General features: G+C 62.4%; 21 protein-coding genes, 1 tRNA gene and 1 pseudogene. 9 read left to right on the top strand and 14 right to left on the bottom strand.

What is annotated here, in order from left to right; genetic code table 11:
• Positions 1-14 precede the first annotated feature (14 nt).
• Together NKH70_RS11325 and NKH70_RS11320 are read left to right on the top strand one after the other, a co-directional pair.
• Positions 15-557, top strand: a complete 543-nt coding sequence (locus NKH70_RS11325; RefSeq protein ID WP_352467572.1) for a sigma-70 family RNA polymerase sigma factor — start codon at positions 15-17, stop codon at positions 555-557.
• A gap of 1 nt (position 558) precedes the next feature.
• On the top strand, positions 559-1,197 hold the full coding sequence (locus NKH70_RS11320) for an NrsF family protein (protein ID WP_352714157.1): 639 nt from the start codon (positions 559-561) through the stop codon (positions 1,195-1,197).
• Positions 1,198-1,206: 9 nt separating this feature from the next.
• Here NKH70_RS11320 and NKH70_RS11315 read toward each other — a convergent pair whose 3' ends face one another.
• The 7 genes from NKH70_RS11315 to NKH70_RS11285 all read right to left on the bottom strand — a co-directional run bounded on the left by NKH70_RS11315 (position 1,207) and on the right by NKH70_RS11285 (position 6,628).
• On the bottom strand, positions 1,207-2,085 hold the full coding sequence (locus tag NKH70_RS11315; protein WP_353025266.1) for a 3-hydroxybutyryl-CoA dehydrogenase: 879 nt from the start codon (positions 2,083-2,085) through the stop codon (positions 1,207-1,209).
• Between the two features lie 114 nt (positions 2,086-2,199).
• Positions 2,200-3,129, bottom strand: coding sequence for an electron transfer flavoprotein subunit alpha/FixB family protein (locus tag NKH70_RS11310; protein ID WP_292656754.1), 930 nt, complete (start codon positions 3,127-3,129; stop codon positions 2,200-2,202).
• 19 nt (positions 3,130-3,148) lie between these two features.
• Positions 3,149-3,898, bottom strand: a complete 750-nt coding sequence (locus NKH70_RS11305; protein ID WP_023677947.1) for an electron transfer flavoprotein subunit beta/FixA family protein — start codon at positions 3,896-3,898, stop codon at positions 3,149-3,151.
• A gap of 208 nt (positions 3,899-4,106) precedes the next feature.
• On the bottom strand, positions 4,107-4,910 hold the full coding sequence (locus NKH70_RS11300; protein WP_352714154.1) for a rhomboid family intramembrane serine protease: 804 nt from the start codon (positions 4,908-4,910) through the stop codon (positions 4,107-4,109).
• Between the two features lie 25 nt (positions 4,911-4,935).
• Complete coding sequence (locus NKH70_RS11295; protein WP_352714152.1) at positions 4,936-5,517, bottom strand: cob(I)yrinic acid a,c-diamide adenosyltransferase; 582 nt, start codon at positions 5,515-5,517, stop codon at positions 4,936-4,938.
• Between the two features lie 29 nt (positions 5,518-5,546).
• Entirely contained in the window at positions 5,547-5,738 is a 192-nt protein-coding gene (locus NKH70_RS11290; protein WP_023677950.1) for a twin transmembrane helix small protein, read from the bottom strand.
• 23 nt (positions 5,739-5,761) lie between these two features.
• A complete protein-coding gene (locus NKH70_RS11285) occupies positions 5,762-6,628 on the bottom strand; it encodes an SDR family oxidoreductase (protein WP_353025264.1) in 867 nt (288 codons plus the stop codon).
• Between the two features lie 57 nt (positions 6,629-6,685).
• Between NKH70_RS11285 and NKH70_RS11280 the strand changes: the two genes are divergently transcribed.
• Positions 6,686-7,540, top strand: a complete 855-nt coding sequence (locus tag NKH70_RS11280) for a YihY/virulence factor BrkB family protein (protein ID WP_292656768.1) — start codon at positions 6,686-6,688, stop codon at positions 7,538-7,540.
• On the opposite strand, the gene NKH70_RS11275 is transcribed toward NKH70_RS11280, so the two are convergent.
• Together NKH70_RS11275 and gluQRS are read right to left on the bottom strand one after the other, a co-directional pair.
• A complete protein-coding gene (locus NKH70_RS11275; protein ID WP_352714146.1) occupies positions 7,507-8,397 on the bottom strand; it encodes a DMT family transporter in 891 nt (296 codons plus the stop codon). The genes NKH70_RS11280 and NKH70_RS11275 overlap by 34 nt on opposite strands.
• Positions 8,398-8,529: 132 nt before the next feature.
• A complete protein-coding gene (gene gluQRS, locus NKH70_RS11270) occupies positions 8,530-9,423 on the bottom strand; it encodes a tRNA glutamyl-Q(34) synthetase GluQRS (protein WP_352714144.1) in 894 nt (297 codons plus the stop codon).
• Between the two features lie 122 nt (positions 9,424-9,545).
• Here gluQRS and NKH70_RS11265 point away from each other — a divergent pair, with 122 nt between their 5' ends.
• Both NKH70_RS11265 and NKH70_RS11260 read left to right on the top strand, forming a co-directional pair.
• The gene (locus tag NKH70_RS11265) at positions 9,546-10,187 is read left to right on the top strand and encodes a DNA-3-methyladenine glycosylase family protein (RefSeq protein WP_352714142.1); all 642 of its coding nucleotides are present in this window, start codon (positions 9,546-9,548) and stop codon (positions 10,185-10,187) included.
• 129 nt (positions 10,188-10,316) lie between these two features.
• Positions 10,317-10,874 carry an HNH endonuclease gene (locus NKH70_RS11260; RefSeq protein ID WP_023677956.1) on the top strand — a complete coding sequence of 186 codons (558 nt, stop codon included), beginning with the start codon at positions 10,317-10,319 and terminating at the stop codon, positions 10,872-10,874.
• 151 nt (positions 10,875-11,025) lie between these two features.
• On the opposite strand, the gene NKH70_RS11255 is transcribed toward NKH70_RS11260, so the two are convergent.
• Both NKH70_RS11255 and NKH70_RS11250 read right to left on the bottom strand, forming a co-directional pair.
• Entirely contained in the window at positions 11,026-11,544 is a 519-nt protein-coding gene (locus NKH70_RS11255; RefSeq protein WP_352714140.1) for a disulfide bond formation protein B, read from the bottom strand.
• Between the two features lie 29 nt (positions 11,545-11,573).
• Complete coding sequence (locus NKH70_RS11250; protein WP_023677958.1) at positions 11,574-12,161, bottom strand: YqaA family protein; 588 nt, start codon at positions 12,159-12,161, stop codon at positions 11,574-11,576.
• Between the two features lie 272 nt (positions 12,162-12,433).
• Here NKH70_RS11250 and NKH70_RS11245 point away from each other — a divergent pair.
• A tRNA-Leu gene (locus tag NKH70_RS11245) sits at positions 12,434-12,518 on the top strand.
• A gap of 107 nt (positions 12,519-12,625) precedes the next feature.
• Here NKH70_RS11245 and NKH70_RS11240 read toward each other — a convergent pair.
• The 3 genes from NKH70_RS11240 to NKH70_RS11230 form a co-directional block, all read right to left on the bottom strand.
• Positions 12,626-13,234, bottom strand: coding sequence for a hypothetical protein (locus NKH70_RS11240; protein WP_352714139.1), 609 nt, complete (start codon positions 13,232-13,234; stop codon positions 12,626-12,628).
• Between the two features lie 211 nt (positions 13,235-13,445).
• Positions 13,446-14,726, bottom strand: coding sequence for a GNAT family N-acetyltransferase (locus tag NKH70_RS11235; protein WP_352714137.1), 1,281 nt, complete (start codon positions 14,724-14,726; stop codon positions 13,446-13,448).
• The gene (locus NKH70_RS11230; RefSeq protein ID WP_352714576.1) at positions 14,726-16,126 is read right to left on the bottom strand and encodes a lipopolysaccharide biosynthesis protein; all 1,401 of its coding nucleotides are present in this window, start codon (positions 16,124-16,126) and stop codon (positions 14,726-14,728) included. Before NKH70_RS11230 ends, NKH70_RS11235 begins: the two co-directional genes overlap by 1 nt.
• Positions 16,127-16,400: 274 nt before the next feature.
• Here NKH70_RS11230 and NKH70_RS11225 point away from each other — a divergent pair, with 274 nt between their 5' ends.
• The 3 genes and pseudogenes from NKH70_RS11225 to NKH70_RS11215 all read left to right on the top strand — a co-directional run bounded on the left by NKH70_RS11225 (position 16,401) and on the right by NKH70_RS11215 (position 18,306).
• Positions 16,401-16,586 carry a hypothetical protein gene (locus NKH70_RS11225; protein WP_352467585.1) on the top strand — a complete coding sequence of 62 codons (186 nt, stop codon included), beginning with the start codon at positions 16,401-16,403 and terminating at the stop codon, positions 16,584-16,586.
• A gap of 383 nt (positions 16,587-16,969) precedes the next feature.
• Positions 16,970-17,127: pseudogene (locus NKH70_RS11220) on the top strand (IS1380-like element ISCARN79 family transposase); the annotation flags it as partial.
• 228 nt (positions 17,128-17,355) lie between these two features.
• Positions 17,356-18,306 carry a 2-hydroxyacid dehydrogenase gene (locus NKH70_RS11215; protein ID WP_352714133.1) on the top strand — a complete coding sequence of 317 codons (951 nt, stop codon included), beginning with the start codon at positions 17,356-17,358 and terminating at the stop codon, positions 18,304-18,306.
• Positions 18,307-18,508 lie beyond the last annotated feature (202 nt).

Below are 18,508 nucleotides of genomic sequence, written 5' to 3'. Positions count from 1 at the left end.
GGGAGTGAACTCTTGTGAGCGGCAAGGACGAAGCCGAGCTTTCACGGCTGCTGCGGGCCGCGATCGCCGGAGACGAAAGGGCCTATGCCGACTTTCTGCACCGGATCGCCGCGCTCGTTCGTGGCTTTGCCCGGCGCAAGATTGTGCAGGGCGGGGTGGATCCCGAGGATGTCGTGCAGGAAACCTTGCTGGCCATTCATGTGAAACGACACACCTGGCGCCGTGATGCGCCGGTGCTGCCTTGGGTCTATGCAATAGCCCGCTTCAAGCTGATCGATGCGTTCCGGCGGCGCGGCCGGCGGATCGAGGTCGAGATCGACGAAATCGCCGAGACCTTTGCCGAGCCGGAATCGGAGACGGTGAGCGAGCGCGACGTCAACCGGGCGCTCGACAGCCTGTCGCCGGCACAGCGTTCCGTCGTCTCGGCCGTATCGGTCGAAGGCCGGTCAATCGGTGAGACCGCGGCCAAATTCGGCATCAGCGAGACGGCTGTGCGGGTGTCACTGCACCGCGGGCTTGCCGCCATTGCCAAACGGTTCAGGGCGGGGCGGGAATAACATGAGGACCGAAGATCTCGTCAAGGCGCTCGACGCCGATGCCCGCAGCAAGGCGCTGCCGCTGGGCGCCGCCTGGTGGCTTGCCGCCGGCGCGGCCATCGTGATCGCGGCCGCGGTTTTCTGGCTGACGATCGGCCCGCGCCCCGACATTGCGATCGCCATGCACACGATGCGGTTCCTGTCCAAATTCGTCTTCACGATCGCTCTTGCCGCCAGCGCCTTTGTCCTGGTGCGTGCGCTGTCGACGCCCGGTGCATCGACCGGCCGGGCGGCAAGCTGGATGATCGCCGCGCCGCTGCTGGTGATTGTGGCCGTGATTCTCGAACTCCTCGTCGTGCCTGCGTCCGACTGGGGCACACGCCTGGTCGGGACGAACATGGTCATCTGCCTGACCTTCATTCCGTTGATCGGCATCGGCCCGCTTGCCGTCTTTCTCGCGGTGCTGCGTCATGGCGCGCCGACACGGCCGGTGCTTGCCGGTGCGGCGGCGGGCCTGCTTGCCGGCGGGCTGTCGGCGACCTTCTATGCGGCGCATTGCTTCGACGATTCGCCGCTTTTCGTCGGCACCTGGTACACGATCGCGATCGCCATCCTTGGCGTGTTGGGGGCGCTCGGCGGACGGCTTTTCGTGCGCTGGTAGCGGTAGCGATCAGCGTGTCGGAACGGGATGCTCGCCGCGATAGTCGTAGAAGCCGCGCCCGGTCTTGCGGCCGAGCCAACCGGCCTCGACATATTTGACCAGCAGCGGGCAAGGGCGGTATTTTGAATCCGACAGGCCGTCATGCAGCACCTGCATGATCGACAGGCAGGTATCCAGCCCGATGAAATCGGCAAGCTGCAGCGGCCCCATCGGATGGTTGGCGCCGAGCTTCATGGCGGTATCAATGGCATCGACCGAGCCGACACCTTCATAGAGCGTGTAGATCGCTTCGTTGATCATCGGCAGCAGGATGCGGTTGACGATGAACGCCGGGAAATCCTCCGAGACGGTGATCGTCTTATCGAGCTGCTTCACATAGGTTTTTGCCGCCTCGAAAGTCTGGTCCTCGGTGGCGATGCCGCGCACCAGTTCGACCAGCTTCATCACCGGAACCGGATTCATGAAATGCATGCCGATGAAGCGTTCAGGGCGGTCGGTCTGCGAAGCCAGCCGCGTGATTGAGATCGATGACGTGTTCGTCGCCAGGATAGCCTCGGGGTTGAGCTGCGGGCAGAGCTGGGCATAGATCTTGCGCTTGACCGTCTCGTCCTCTGTCGCAGCTTCGATCACCAGGTCGGCGCCCGCAAGGTCGGCCATGGCCGGTGCCGCCGAAATGCGCGCCATCGCCTCATTGCGCAGCTTTTCCTCGAGTTTGCCGGAGCCGACCTGACGGGCCATGTTGCCGCTGACGGTAGCGATGCCCTTTTCGATGCGGTCGGGCGAAATATCGTAAACCAGCACCTTATAGCCCGCCAACGCCGACACGTGGGCGATGCCGCCACCCATCTGGCCCGCGCCGATGATGCCGATCGTCTCGATCTTACTCATTACCCGATCCCATCGAGGCCTTTGCGGCCCGTTTTTTGTGCAGTGCAAACTAAAAGGGCGGGGCGACTTCGTCTACCCCACCCCTCAGAATTTAATACGCTTTGGCAGAAGGCGTCAAAGCGCCTTTTGCAGTTCCGGCAGAATGACGAAGAGGTCACCGACAAGGCCGTAGTCGGCGACCTGGAAGATCGGCGCTTCCTCGTCCTTGTTGATGGCAACGATCACCTTCGAATCCTTCATGCCGGCAAGGTGCTGGATGGCACCGGAGATGCCGACGGCAATATAAAGGTCGGGCGCTACCACCTTGCCGGTCTGGCCGACCTGCCAGTCGTTCGGCGCATAGCCGGCATCGACGGCGGCGCGAGATGCGCCAACCGCCGCACCGAGCTTGTCGGCGACCGGCAGAATGACCTCCTGGAACTTCTCCGAGGAGCCCAGCGCACGGCCGCCCGAGATGATGATCCTGGCCGAGGTCAGCTCTGGACGGTCGGTCTCGGAGAGCTTGTTCTCGACAAAGCTCGACAGGCCGGGATTGGCCGCCGCCTGGACCGTCTCGACCGGCGCGGAACCGCCCTCGGGTGCTGCCTGGAAGGAAGCGGTGCGCACTGTGATGACCTTCTTGGCGTCACTCGACTGCACCGTCTGTATGGCGTTGCCGGCATAGATCGGCCGCTTGAAGGTGTCGGGCGACACGACTTCGATGATTTCCGATATCTGGGCGACATCGAGCAGCGCCGCCACGCGGGGCGCGACGTTCTTGCCCGACGAGGTCGCCGGCGCGATGATCGTCTCGTATGGCTCGGCTAGCGAAACGACGAGTGCCGCCAGCGGTTCGGCGAGACGCTCGGTCAGTTCGTCGGCTTCGGCGAGCAACACCTTGCTCACGCCCTTGAGCTTGGCGGCGGCGTCCGCTGCCGGCTTGGCACCTTTGCCGGCAACCAGCACATGCACGTCCGAACCGATCTGCAGCGCCGCCGAAAGCGCCTTGGCAGTCTGGTCGGAAAGCGCCGCGTTGTCGTGTTCGGCAATCAGCAGAATTGTCATTTTTTATCCCTTCCTGGCCTCACAGCACGCCGGCTTCGTTTTTCAGCTTGTCCACCAGTTCGGCGACGCTCTTGACCTTGACGCCCGCTTTGCGGCCGCCCGGCTCCTCGGTCTTGATCACTTTCAGCCGCGGCTTGACGTCGGCGCCGTAGTCGGCAGGGCTCTTCTCGTCGAGCGGCTTCTTCTTGGCCTTCATAATGTTGGGCAGCGACGCGTAGCGTGGCTGGTTCAGCCGCAAATCGGCCGTGACGATTGCCGGCATCTTCAGTTCCAGCGTCTGCAGGCCGCCATCGACCTCGCGCGTCACCGTGGCCTTGTCACCGTCGAGCACGATCTTGGAGGCGAAGGTGCCCTGCGCCCAGCCGAGAAGTGCGGCCAGCATCTGGCCGGTCTGGTTGGAATCATCGTCGATCGCCTGCTTGCCGAGAATGACCAGGCCGGGCTGTTCTGCCTCTACGACGCCCTTCAGCACCTTGGCGACGCCCAGCGGCTCGGTCTGCTCGTCGGTCTTGACCAGGATGGCGCGGTCGGCGCCCATGGCGAGCGCGGTGCGCAAGGTCTCCTGTGCCTGCTGCGGCCCGATCGACACGACGATGATCTCTTCGGCCTTGCCAGCCTCCTTCAGCCGGATCGCCTCTTCCACCGCGATCTCGTCGAACGGGTTCATCGCCATCTTGACGTTGGCGAGTTCCACCGCCGAACCGTCCGCCTTCACCCGGACCTTGACGTTCGCATCCACAACCCGCTTCACGGGCACAAGGATCTTCATTTGCCTGTCACCTCTTTCACGATAGTCTCTTCACGCTCGTCGGGCGCGCTATAGCAGCGTGCACCTCTTCAGAGTTGTCGAAAGCCGACATTCCGGACGGAATTCTGGTCTTCGCCACGCCAGTAGGGTGGCGCTTCCGTAGTTGCGGCGACCTCGCGCGTCAATATCCGGGGCGCACTCGGATCCTCGGCGAAGCACTCAAATCGGTTCAGTCCGGACCGGAAACGGTCCCCCGGCCCCAGCGCGGCGCCTGCTGCGCAGGTTGTGGTTCGCTTGGCGCCGGCTCCACGGCTACGGGCACCTGGCCGGCGACCACCACAGTCTCTTCATCCGCAGCGGCGAGCAGCGGCACGCCGCGGCTGCGCAAGACAAGCACCAGCACGGCTCCAGCGATGATGCCGCCAATATGGCAGGCCCAGGAAACCTGATCCTCGCCTCCCTGCGCGAACATGAAGATCTGGAACAGGATCCACAGGATGAGCGGGATGAAGGCCGGGATGCGCAACGGGATGCGTGCGAAGACCAGCACCCATACCTTCACCCGCGGATAAAGGATCAGGTAGGCAGCGACGACACCGGCGATGGCGCCCGACGCGCCGATCAGCGGCACCGGCGAATCCCAGGCCACCAGACCCTGGAAGAAAGCGCCGGCGATGGCGCAAAGCAGGTAGAAGACGAGGTAGCGGACATGGCCGAGTGCATCCTCGACATTGTCACCGAACACCCACAGGAACAGCATGTTGCCGCCGAGATGGAAGGTATCCGCGTGCAGGAAGGAATAGGTCAGATAGCTCAGGCTTTCCGGAATGACGACAAATTGCGGAGCGAGCTCGACGCTGTCATGCACAACCGACGGGATGAAGCCGAGGCCCAGCACCGCGGCGTTGGCGAAATCCTCCCCGCCAAGCGTCGTGACAAAGTAGACCAGCACGTTTAGCGCGATCAGGCTGATCGTTACATATTGCAGCTTGATGTGCCGCAGCCGGTTGGTGTCGTAAAGCGGGATGAACATCGGGCCTCTCCCGCTTCCGGCGGATTCAGCGGTTCTTGCCGGGAACCCATAGCACGTCGGCATTTCCATTGTCATTGACCGCGCGTGCGGCGACGAACAGAAAGTCCGAGACACGGTTGATGTATCTTATCGCCTCGCGGTTGACGTGCTCGTCTGGAGCTTGCGACAGCGCCACCATGATGCGCTCGGCGCGTCGGGCCACCGTACGGGCGAGGTGAAGGGCAGCCGCTGCCGGCGTGCCGCCGTTGAGCACGAAGGATTTGAGCGGCTCAAGGTCCTTGTTGAGGAGATCGATATCCTGTTCGATGCGGTCGGTCTGCGAGGCGATGATGCGCAACGGCTCGTAGTCGAGCGGCTTGCCATTATCGGGGACTGCCAGATCGGCGCCGAGATCGAAAAGGTCGTTCTGGATGCGGCCGAGCATCGCATCGATCGCCGGATTCATTGCCGCTGTATGAATGCGGGCCATGCCGATGCAGGCATTGGCCTCGTCGACGGTGCCGTAGGCGTCGATGCGAAGGTCGGATTTCAGCCGCCGCTCACCAGAGCCGAGGCCGGTCGTGCCATCGTCGCCAGTGCGGGTGTAGATCTTGTTGAGCTTGACCACGGGTTACCTCCCGGCTGGTGGCTGCTGCGTCACTTACGGGTGAAATACACCGCCAGCATGATCAGCACCAAGGCCACGAACTGCAACAGCACGCGCGTCTGCATCAGCTTGTTGGAGGTCATGCTGGAGCCGCCGCGCATCATGTTGATGAGGCCGCGGATCAGCACGATCACCACGGCGACCATGACGAGAACGGCGAGGATGTTGAAGACGGTTGCCATGGTGTGTTCCAGTTGGATTGCGTTCAGGCGCGTTTGGCGAGCAGGCGGTAGAGTATCGATGACGGCAGGATGCGTTTAAGGATCGCGCCGATCCTGGCCGGCACTGTTACCACATAATGCGGGCGCGGGCGCCGCGACAGAAGCGCATGGTGCAAGGCGGCATAAACCACCTCCGGCCCGGGCTTCAGCCGCGATGTGCTGCCGCCGGCCCGCAGCCGTTTAAGTTGCGCCGCATAGGCGAGGCGATGAACGGAATTCTCGTGATCGATATTTGCCAGGAACCAGGGGAGGCTGTTGGTGGCGATCTTCGATTTCATCGCTCCCGGCTCGATCAGCGAAACATGGATGCCGCTGCCGAGGAGTTCCTGATGCAGGCTTAGCATCAATCCTTCGACGGCGTGCTTCGATGCCGAGTAGGCGCCGCGGAAAGGCAGCGGCGCGAGGCCGAGGATCGACGAGCAATGAACGAGACGGCCATGGCCCTGGCGGCGCATCACCGGTACGACGCGGCGAGTTAGATCATGCCAGCCAAAGACATTGGCCTCGAACTGCTGCCGTAAAGCCTCGACCGGCAGGTCCTCGACGGCGCCGGGCTGTCCGTAGGCGCCGTTGTTGAAGAGCGCATCGAGCCGGCCGCCGGTCCGTTCCAGCACCGACGCCACCAGCGCCTCGATCGATCCGGGCTCGGTGTAGTCCAGATAAAAGGCCTCAATGCCGTCGGCCTCGAGCGCGGCGATATCCTCGGGCCTTCGGGCCGTTGCGAACACCCGCCAGCCTTCCGCCCTCAGCGCTCGGGCGCAATAGGCGCCTATACCGGAAGAGGCACCTGTGACAATGATGGTGCGCAACTCTTCTCCGGGAGGAATGGTGGTTTGACCTAGGGTTGTCATTTACCGCAAACCCTTCCCATATTCGCGGCGTCGGGACAATCGAAGGGAACGCGGTTCTTGTTGCGGAAGATCGTAGCCCTCAAACGCGTCCTCTACGACGCGCTCGGCCATTTCAACACCGACGACGGCTGGGCAATGGCCAGCCATCTGGCGATCACCGCGCTGATGGCGCTTTTTCCTTTCCTGATCTTCGCCACGACGCTGGCGAGTTTTTTCGGCGCGCAGGCTTTCGCCGACACCGCCGTGCACCTTGTGTTCGACACATGGCCCGAGCAGATCGCCAAACCGATCGCGCGCGAGGTGCTCAACGTGCTTACTGTCCGGCGCAGTGACCTGTTGACCTACGGTATCGTGCTTGCAGGATACTTCGCCTCGAACGGCATCGAGGCGCTGCGCACTTCGCTCAACCGGGCCTATCGTGTCTCGGAAACGCGCGGCATCATCTACCGGCGAGTGCAGAGCATCATCTTCGTGCTGATCGCGACGGCCGGGTTTTTGGCCATCAGCGTGCTGCTGGTCTTCGCGCCATTGCTGGCACGGCTGGCCGAGTCGCATTTCGAATGGATAAAACCCTATATGGGCACGATCACGCTGTGGCGTTACGTCATCGCCTCGGTCGTCATCATCGGCGGCCTGTTCGCCGTGCATTTCTGGTTGCCGGCCGGCAAGCGCCGCTTCGTTTCGATCGTGCCTGGCATCATCTTCACGCTGGTCGGCTGGCTCATCGGGTCGACCATCTTCGCCGCCTATCTCGATCATTTCTCGTCCTATGTGACGACCTATGCCGGCCTCGCCTCGATCATGATCGCCGTCGTGTTCCTCTATATCGTCTCAGCGATCTTCATCCTCGGTGGCGAGCTCAACGCCGCGATCAGCCGCTATTTAGAGGCGCGTGCCCGCGTCGGCGGCTGAGCCGTCGCCAGCCCGACGCCGAGCGTCGCGATCGCCATGCCGCCGATCTGGAGCGGACTCAATTGCTCACCGAACAATGCCCAGGCGATGACCGCGGTGACGGCCGGCACGAGGTAAAACAGCGAGGCGACCTTCGACATCTCGCCGTCGCGGATCATCACCATCAACAGGAAGATGGCGCCGATCGATAGCACCAGCACGAGCCAGGCCATAGCAAAGATCAGTTCGCCATTGACGATGACCGTTCGGGTCTCGAAGGCGAGCGAGGCCAGAGCCATCACCGATGCGCCGCCGACATATTGCCAGAACGTGGCAGCCACCAGATCGCCGCCGGAAGCAAAGCGCTTCTGCCAGATGGTGCCGGCGCTCATGCCGAGTACGGAGACAAATGAGGCGACCAGCGTCTCGGCCGTCACGCCGCCGCCGAGCGCGCCGAGCTTCGGCCAAAGCACGATCACCACGCCGATCAACCCGAGGCCGAGACCGGCCCAGTGGCGCGGCAGGATGGCCTCGCCCAGAAGCCGGCCGGCGAGCACCGCCGTGATCAGCGGCTGCAGGCCGACGATCAGGGCTGAAAGCCCGGCGGGCATGCCCCGGTGGATGGCCCAGAACACGCCGCCGAGATAGATGCCATGCATCAGGATGCCGGCACCGGTCGCGTGCAGCGCCTCATCGCGGGTGGCGCGGCTCGAACCAAGTGCGGCCATCAAAGCGACAAGCAGGATTGCGGCCAGGACAAAGCGCGCGGCCAGGAACGTAAAGGGCTCCGCCCACGGCATGGCATAGCGCGCGCCGATGAAGCCGGTCGCCCACAGGACGACGAAAGAGGCGGGGATGAACCGCTTGAGGCTGTGCATTTTCCGGAGGCCGCGATGAATTCGGGTGAGGGATCGACTGCGGCGACTGCTTAATGCCGTTCGGGCCGGCAAGCAAAACCAAACGGTTGATCCATAGAGTCATTTGAATTGAAGGAGCGCCGTTGATGGCCGTCAGCTCACCGGTCTAGTCCAGAGACCGACCAGCCGCTTGACATCGGCGGGCGATGCGCCCGCCTTACGCTGGACGGCAAGGCCGGTATCACCAAGACTCTTCGACAGCTTTCGTCCGTCTGGGCCGAGGATCAGGCGATGGTGAAAATAGGCCGGCTGCGGCAGCCCAAGCAGTTGCTGAAGCAGCCGCTGCACGCTGGTCGCGGAATAAAGGTCCTGGCCGCGCACGACATGGCTGACGCCCTGCAGCGCGTCGTCCATGGTGACGGCGAGATGATAGCTGGTCGGGATTTCGCGGCGCGCCACGACCACGTCGCCCCAATCCTGCGGATGGGCTTCGACACGACGCGTCGCGGAGAGCGTCTCGTCCGTGTATTCGGCCCATGACAGGTCCTTGCCGGCGCGCGCTATTGCAGCATCGACGTCCAGCCGCCAGGCAAATGGCACATTTTCGGCGATGCGCCGCTTGCGTTCGCTCGCCGTCAACGCCTTGTCGGCGGCGGGATAGAGCGGCACGCCGTCCGGGTCGCGGGGCCAGTCGCGGCCGCGCTTCTCGCTGTCGGCGATAAAGGCGCGGATCTCACTCCTGCTCATGAAGGCCGGATAGACAAGCTCTTCCTTGATCAGCCGCTCGAGCATCGCCCGATATTCGGCAAAATGCTCGGACTGGCGGCGCACCGGTTCCTCCCAGCCAAGCCCCAGCCATTTCAGGTCGCGAAAAATGCCTGCCTCGAATTCCGGCGTGCAGCGCGTCGTGTCGATATCCTCGATGCGCAGCAGCAGGCGTCCGCCCGTGGCCTTTACCATTTTCTGGTTGAGCAGGCCCGAATAGGCATGGCCGAGATGCAGTTCGCCGTTCGGGCTCGGCGCGAAGCGGAATGTCAGCAGTGTCATTGTCCGGCGGCAATCGGGTTGTGCGGCGCTTTCGCCAATTGCTACTTTGCGCCGGCAGCGTCGCGCGTCCAGAGGGACGCGTGACGAAGCGTGCGGCACTTTTGATTTTGGAACAAGCAGACATGCAACGCATCGCCAACCTTGACGACATTGTAGAAGGCCTGGACGCGCTGTGCCTGCTTGATCCGCGCCTGGACAAGGTGCGCGGCATGGCCGGCGAAGTGCCGCTCAGGTTGTCGGAGTCGGGGTTCAGAAGCCTTGCTTCGATCGTCGTTTCACAACAAGTGTCCCGCGCGAGCGCTGACGCCATCTTCGGCCGGCTGACGAAACTGCTCGACCCGCTGACGCCGCAGGCGATTCTTGCCGCCGATGAGGCGATCTTTCGCAACGCTGGACTGTCGCGGCCCAAGCAGCGCGGCCTGATTGCCGTCGCCCAGGCGGTGGCCGACGGGCTCGACCTCGATCACCTCTGCCGGCTCGATGCAAGCGAGGCTATCGCCGCCATGACCAGGGTGCCGGGCATCGGCCCGTGGACGGCTGAAGTCTACCTTTTGTTTGCCGCCGGACACCCAGATATCTTTCCGGCGCGCGACGTTGCGTTGCAGAGCGCGGTCGGCCATGCGCTCGGCATCGACCCGCGTCCGCCGGAGAAAATGCTGATCCGGCTTGCCGAATCATGGAGCCCGTGGCGCGGTGTCGCATCGCGGCTTTTCTGGGCTTATTATCGCGAATTGAAGGGCAGGGATGCCGCGCCTCCGGCCTGAATCCGCAAAAAAGCATTGAAATCATGCGTTTTTGAGACCCGGCATGATCGACAATCCGCTTCACATCCCTGTCATGTCGGGCTTACAGTATCCGCGTCGACCGGTTCTAGGGTGAAGGAGGTCAACGACGTGACGGTTGCCGTATCTCCGGATGGGCTTCCAGCGCTGGTGCTGAATGCGGATTACCGTCCGCTCAGCTATTACCCCCTGTCGCTCTGGTCCTGGCAGGATGCCATCAAAGCGGTGTTCCTCGAGAGGGTGAACATCGTCGCCGAATACGAACACGCCGTCTCGTCACCGACCTTTTCGATGAAGCTGCCGAGCGTCGTCAGCCTGAAGGCTTATGTGAAGCCGTCGAGGCATCCGGCGTTTACCCGTTTCAACGTCTTCCTGCGCGACCGTTTCCAGTGCCAATATTGCGGCACGCCGGACGATCTGACGTTCGACCATGTCATTCCTCGCCATCGCGGCGGCGCCACGACCTGGGAGAATGTCGTCGCTGCCTGCTCGCCCTGCAATCTGAGGAAGGGCGGCATGATGCCGGCCCACGCCAAGATGTGGCCGCTGCAGAAGCCCTACCAGCCGACGGTGCATGATTTGCATAATAACGGCCGGCTGTTCCCGCCCAACCATCTGCACGAAAGCTGGATGGATTATCTGTACTGGGATGTCGAACTCGAACCTTGAGATCATCCGATAATTCGGGAGGCAGGCCGTCTGAAGCGATTTTCTGCGCTTCCGGTGCTCACGTACTTTAGTACGCTCCGCTGCGGTTCTCGAAAATCACTTCATACGACTCAGCCTGCCGAATTCTTGGATGATCTCGCGCCGCGCTAGACTAATCTCGGGCAAATGCTCCGCGGAAGGCGACTGCGGCGAGGACGAAGCTGGCGATGGCGTTCCAGCCAGCCAAGGACAGGCCGAGGATGCGGAGCGCCGCCTTGTCGCAGGAGGGCGGGACGAATTTGTCGAGCGCGTCGAGCACGCCCTTGCCGCCGGTGTCCACCGGCCCGGCGGCTGCGGTGCAATCGGTCGGGCCCGGCCACCACGCCCATTCGACGCCGGAGTGATAAACGCCGAGATAGACGCCGTAGAGCATCAGCAGGCCGCCAATGGCCAGCAGGCCACGGCTTATCCAGGCTGGCGCCTGAAGAGCCGACGCAAGCACCGCCAGCAGCATCAAGGGCACGCCGACGTAGTAAGGGGTGCGCTGCTCGAGGCAGAGCTTGCAGGGGATGTAGCCGCCGAGATACTGGAAGGCCAGCGCCGAGCCGACCGTGGCGGCCATGGCGACAGCGAGAAACAGGGCGGTGCGCAGCCGCTGGCGTCCGGTATCGGGATTCACGGTCGCTGTCATCGGACTCAGTCCATTCGGTTCGATGCCGTTCAGACGGCGTATTTGACGACGATATAGAGCAAAATCAGGGCAGCGGCGGCGGCGCCCGCAATTTGGCCAAGGCGCTTTTCGATGAAGTGGCGGATCGGCTCGCCATAGCGGCGCAAGAGCCACGCGAGAAACAGGAAGCGGGCTCCGCGGGCAACAATTGCCAGCACGATGAAAAGCAGCAAAGGAACGCCGATGACGCCGGACAGGATCGTCACGACCTTGATCGGCGGCAGATGGGCGAGGCCGGAGGTGACCAGCATCAGGATGATGAAGCCGACACCCGACGAGACCCGCATCGCCTCGAACTCGTCATATTTGCCATAAAATTCGAGGATCGGCCGCGCCACCGCATCATAGGCATAATGGCCGATGAACCAGCCGGCGATGCCTCCCAGCACCGAGGCGACGGTGGCAACCAGCGCATAACGGTAAGCGCGATCCGGTCGCGACAGCGCCATCGGCAGATAGAGGACGTCGGCCGGCACCAGGAACACCGAGCTCTCGACGAAGGCGATGAAGGCCAGCCACCATTCGGCGGATTTGCTCGCCGCCAGCGACAAGGTCCAGTCGTAAAGTCCGCGAAGCATCGGCACTCCTAATGCACGCCCAAACCAGTAGCGGTCTTGGGATCACGACATGAACAAACAAGACTTGGAAGCGCCCCCGCATCAACCTCGTCGGACAAGGTGCTTCAATGACATGCGCCGCCTGTCTAGAAAGATTTTCCGCGCTGCACAATGGCAGCTGCTTCACGAAATCGAAAGGCTGAGGCTTGAGCGAGACCGGATCTCGGGAATTGGCCGTTGACGAACAGGCCTCCAACCGTATAGTCCGCGCCCATCCAGGCCGCCCGGCCTGAGCCCCTATGGCGGAATTGGTAGACGCGCTCGACTCAAAATCGAGTTCCGCAAGGAGTGCTGGTTCGATCCCGGCTAGGGGCACCATTTCCCATCCGTCGAGAGAGCTCGGTTTGGTCGTTATCCCAGGAGCCTCCTGGGGTAACTGAGGCCCCGAGCGCTTTCGACAACCCAGACTGTAACGGAGGTCGCTATCACATCGGCCCCGGCACCATCTTGGTCGGCTGCTCCGGCATCGGGAACGCATAATTGTCGCATTTCACGTCCGGGTTCGTCGGGCTGAACATTCCGAGCGGGTTGTCCTTGAACAGCCAGGCGTGAAGGTCGTAGTGGTGGAACTCCTTCGGGATGAGCGGATAATGCCCCTCCATCGGCCCCTGGAATGTCTGTCCGAAAAGCTTCGGCGGCTCCTTGGTGTCGGGCGTCAAGGGCACGAGCCATTCCGCGCCGACCAGGCGCAATTCGTTACCGACCGGCTCATAGATCAGCACATTGGGGCGCGTCGGATCCGCAGTCGGGCCGACAGTCGTGACGTTGACGAAATGGATGCCCATCGCGCCCTTCGGGTAGTCCATCGCTCCCTCTACCTTTTCGCCGCTGTAGAAGACGCATCCAACCGTCGATAGATAAAGCTCGCGAATGGCAACCTTGTAGTCTTCATACCTGGACAGCGATTTACGCAGGGCATCGATCTCGGCCTTGTCGGGTTCGGCGGCCCGAGGAGTGGCGGCGTTCAGACACGCGCCAACGAGACCTGCCAAGGCGAGGATACCGAGACGCCTGAGGTGAGTTGTTTTCGTCATGCATTCCTCCCAGATTTTTTTGTTCTGGCCGTGCAGGACCGAGGCGGCAGTGATGCTGGACGCGCGGCCGAAATTGATCGCCTCATCCCGGTTGGGACTGCGTCGATGCTAATCCTTTCCGCCGATCGGGAGAATTAACCCTGACGACCTAGGCCCAAGCGGGCCGATGGTGCGGAGACGGACGGCCGGGTCCCACTTTGGACCCGATGCACTAGCGCCGCCGCAGCAGGCTCCTCATCCGGTTGCGCAGCAGGCGCGCCATGTTGCGGGTTTCGCGGTAAAGGTGAAGCTGCGACGCCGCCTGGCGGGCGGGGCGGTCGGCGTCCGGCGTCAGCCCGATCACCAGCGTGCCCATCGGCTTGCGTTCAGACCACAGCCGGCTCATCACCGGATGGTCGGGCACCGCGCAGGAATCGGTCATCATGATGTTGGGGTCGTCGAGATGCTGCCTGGTCACCTCGATCATCAGCAGCGTGCCCGGCGAATAGGCAGCGAGCGTCTCGTCATAGGCGGTCTTCCAGGTGTAGGCGACGCCGGCCTCGACGAAGACGACCAGGCAGGCGATGGTGCGGCCGTCGAGCGTCAGCGAATGGATGCGGCAGAGATCCTGCTCGGCCAGCCGGTGCACCGCTTCGCGGGCGAAGGCGGCGCGGTAGCGGTCGATCGCCATGGCGGTGCGCTCGCGGCCTTTCCAGCCGGCAGCCTCCAGCGTCAGGAAATTTTCGATGGCGTGGCGGATCTCGTCCGGCCCGCGCGCCACGACATGCTCCAGCCGGCCGAGGTCGGCGAGGCGGCGCTTCAGGCGGCGGAACTCGCGATAATGGTGTGCGCGCAGCGAAGCTTTCAGATACTCCTCGCCGTCGAGCTCGCTTTCGAGCACCGGGCGCTCGGCCTTGCCGGTGGTGACCAGCGTCAGGCCGCGCGTTTCGGCGACGCTGGCGAGCAGGCTCGCAACCGGGCCGTCCAGCCTTATGTCGGGCAGCACGAAGACCTTCGGCAGTTTGAGATGCGGCCTCGACAGCATCGAGAAGAAATCCTCGATCACGCCGATCGGATCGTCGCGGTCGATCAGCGGCGTGCCGATCGGGCCGAACGGGCTCGACCAGGTGCGCATCACGGGAACCCCGAGCGGCACCATCGGCCGCTCGACCGAGAACGGCACCAGCAGGCGCAGCCGGTTGCGATACTGGTCGCCGTCGCGGATGACCGCCAGCCGCACCTCGCGGTCCTCGAGCCTCGGCATGGCCGGCGCCAGGAAGCGCGGATTGAAGAAGACGTTGGGATCGATCGTGCGGGTGCAGAGATAGTCGAGCTCCTCGACCAGGTCGAAGCCGGCGGAGGCCGGATAGATGGCAAGCTTGCGCTCGGGCCGGTTGTTGGCGAGGATCTCGACATGGGCGGGGTCGGCTTCGCGGGCAAGCCCGGCAAGGCCGGACACCATGGCGCCGGCCGGGCCGCCGCTGGTTTCCTCGAGCAAGGGGACGGCAGCCATCAGGCGGCTCCTTTGGCGGGCACGAAAATGGCCATGGCGATGCCGAGCTTGCGCCAGACCGTGAAGGACAGCGCGCCGGCCTCGAAGATCATGGCGAAGACGGTGGCCATCGCCGCGCCCCACAGGCCGAAGAGGGGGATCAGCACGACGCTGAGCGCGATGTTGAAGGCCAACGTCATGGCATAGACGGCGGCGCAGATGTTCTGGTTGCCGCTCATGGTGAGCAGGCTTTCGCAAGGGCCGACGGCGGCCCGCGCGACGACGCCGAACACCAGCAGGAACAGCAGCGGATAGCCGGCGGAAAATTCCGGGCCGAACAGGGTCAGCATCGGCTCGCCCAGCGCCAGCACCAGCAGCGCCATCGCCAGCGACGGCCAGAACGTCCACGACACGGTTTCGCGGGCGAAGGCGGCGAGCTTGTGCGGCTCGCCATGGGTGAACTGGGCATAGCGCTGGGCAACGCCGGCCTTGACGGCGAAATAGACGAAATGCACCAGCGCCAGCGTCTTGACGGTGGCGAAATAGACAGCGACGTCGTTGGGATCGAGATAGGCGCCGACCATCAGCACGTCGGCATTGGTGAGCAGGAAGAAGAAGCTCTCGACCAGGAAGATCGGCAGCGAGACGATGAACCATTGGCCGAAATGCAGCTTCATCGGCCCGGCCGGGATCCTTTTGTCCATCCGCGAGGTGACGCCGATGAGCTGGCCGAGCGTGGTGGCATAGGTGGCGGCGATGGCGGCGAAGATCGCCGTTTTGGCGTCGGGCGCGTAGCCCGCCAGCAGCATCAGCGCCATGAACGCCAGGATCAGCAGCGGCCGCACCAGAAAGGTCGGCGACAGCGCGAACAGCGCCCAGGAATTGGCCCGCGCCAGCCCTTGCAGAAGGTCGGACATGGCGATCATCGGCAGGCAGATGATGCCGAGGATGAACGGCACGACATAATAGTTTTCGATGAAGGCCGACAGCAGCCAGACGCCGAGCGCGCCGAGGCCGGCGATCACGGTGGAGGCAATCAGCACGAACAGCCGGCTGGCCTGCACGATGCCGCGCAATTCTGCCATCATGCCGCGCTCGCGATATTCGGGGATGAAGCGGATGATCGAGGTGTGGAAACCGAGGCAGGCGAGATTGCCGACGATGACCATCGTCACCCAGACGAGGACGAAAATGCCGTATTCGAACGAGCCCATCCAGCGCGCCATCAGGACCTGGCTGACGAAGGCGATGACGGCGCTGACGATGCGGACCGAAAAGGCGATCAGCGACATGCGGCCGGCCTCGCCGCGCGCGCCGGCGGTGAACAGCACGGCATCGATCAGGCCAAGCAGCGGCCTGATGCGCAGCGCAAGGCGCTGCGGCAAGAACCGCCCGGCTGTCGTCGCCGCGGAAAAGCGCACCCCGATCACACTCCGTTTTCCGCCTCTTTTCTGGCTATGCGTGTAGCGAAAACACATTAAGAAACGGTTGGGTGGGCCTCCTTCGCCCCGTCTCTATACGGGGAGAAGGTGCCGGCAGGCGGATGAGGGGCGGGTGCGCGGCTTCATATTCATCATTCGCGCAGCCCTTCACCCTGCTCGGTAGTGTCTCAGTTTGAAATACGCGGAAACGCCTATCTAGTTTGCCCCATATGCGAAAACGCCTATATGCTTAGCGGAATGCATGGCAGCAACAATGGTCTACACTGTCATCTGGTATGGAAGGCATGGCATCGTCGACAAGGTGATCTTCGACGAGGAGAAGACCGCGAAAGATCATGCAACCTCCATGTTCCAAACCCGAAAGGGTGACGATGGAATCGTGTCCGTTGAAGTTCGTAAGGACAACGGCGCTGTCGTCTTTAGCCATGCGGAGAACTAGGAATCCCAACCGGACCTAAAGGCCAGAAGCGCCCCGCCGACATTATCGGCAATGCCGTTCGCGTCATGCGCATTGCCACTGGCGAGGAAGCCGACGACGTGATTGACGACGGCAAAGACCTGCCGCGAAAGCGCTGGGCGCGAAAGGCGGCAAGAAGCGGGCCGAGATTATGAGGCCAGAGCGTCGGGCTGAGATCGCCAAACATAGCCGCCAGTGAAAACCTGATCGCAGCATCTGCCGAAATAGGCTTTTGCAAGAATCTCTATCCCAGAAGAGGGATGCGTGGAATTCAACCAGCTAGGTGACCTCGAACGCTGTGCCCTGCGTCCCGGCAACGTCCACAGTGCCGACAGCAGGAAGGATGTTCTGGCACCACTTACCAGCTCACAAAGAAGCTCATCAAGATCGGTGCCGAGGTTATCAGCCATGGGCGTTATGTCGCCTTCCAGATGCGGAGGTCGCTATCCCGAGGCAACTCTTCACCGACATCCTGCGGCTGATCGCGGAACTCCGGCCATCGCCCCATCCATCACCGGCGTGACCGGCCCGGTTGTCATGCGTTCCAGCAAAACCAGGGGAGAACTATGCCTTGAAGAAAGCGAAATCGATATCCTCGGCCAGCAGCGGGCAGACATCACGGCTTTGGCGGATCACCAACGCCATTTTTGCCGGGGTCTGGTCTTGCTACTGGTGCCAGTTTCGCAAACCTCAGTCTCAACAGACTGGTAATCCGGTGGATGCCTGATTACCTGAATCTGGGAGGGGCGAAGTGTTAGGCGAGCCCATTACCGTTCTGATGGTCAATGAGTATCCTGACTACATTGATGCACAAGTATGGGCTGCTGAGCTGAAAACCCGTGTGCCGCAGCTGGAATTCAGGCTTTGGCCAGACGCCGGGAACAAAAGTGACATAGATATTGTGCTGATCGACAAGGGCGCCAGTCCTGGCTTTTTTGATGCCATGACGGGGCTAAGCGCCGTCGTCTATTTGGGAGCCGGTGTCGAGGGTATTGATCTTCAGAGCTTTCCCAAGAGTGTTCCGCTCATCAGGCTCGCAACGCGTGAGCAGGCTTCGGAAGTGGTGCAGTACATCGTCCTTCGCGTTCTCTGCCAGCAACGGCATGTTGCGGATTACATGAGTCTACAAGCCCGCAAGTTGTGGAATCCGATCGCGCCGCGGAAGATCTCCGAGACAAGAATTGTTGTGCTGGGTGCGGGCCGGATCGGTGGCTGGGCCGCAAAGCTGTTTGCGGACTTTGGCTACGACACAGCAGTCTGGTCTCGTCATCAAAAGACGCTTCCTGGTATACACAGTTACTTTGGCCGTGCCCAGCTTGCGGACGCACTCACAAATCGCGACTACGTTATCTGTTCACTTCCCCTGACTGGTGACACTCGTGGGATACTGAACTCGAGTGCCTTTGGAAAAATGAAGCGAGGTGCCTACCTTGTGAATGTCGGCAGGGGCGCGCATGTCAACGAAGCCGACCTGATCCGCGCTCTCGACGAAGGTCAGCTTTCTGGTGCTTGTCTTGACGTGTTTGAGCGTGAACCGCTGGAGGCTTCATCGCCGTTGTGGACTCATCCCAAGGTGACCGTCACACCTCATGTCGCGAGCTTCTGGGTGGATTCTGGAATCGATCAGGCCGCCGATCTCTGCGGTCAAGTCGCAAGAGGAGAGCCTCTGTCCAACAAGATCGACCTCGAACGGGGTTATTGAATCGAAGTAGTGTCTTTACCCACTTTAGCAGGTTCCGATCTTCATGAAGCGCGGACATCAGCGCGTGCGTCACCCGGCTATTAGATTTCAAACTGAAACACCACCGACGGTCGAGATACAGAAAATTCGAAATGCGTATTTTGGTATCGGCGGGACAGCGCCCCCTGTGGCCTGCCGGCCATCTCCCCCTCAAGTGGGGAGA

The sequence above is a fragment of the Mesorhizobium sp. M0991 genome, from assembly GCF_040318915.1.
Taxonomy (GTDB): Bacteria; Pseudomonadota; Alphaproteobacteria; order Rhizobiales; family Rhizobiaceae; genus Mesorhizobium.
This window is presented reverse-complemented; position numbering and strand designations above follow the sequence as displayed.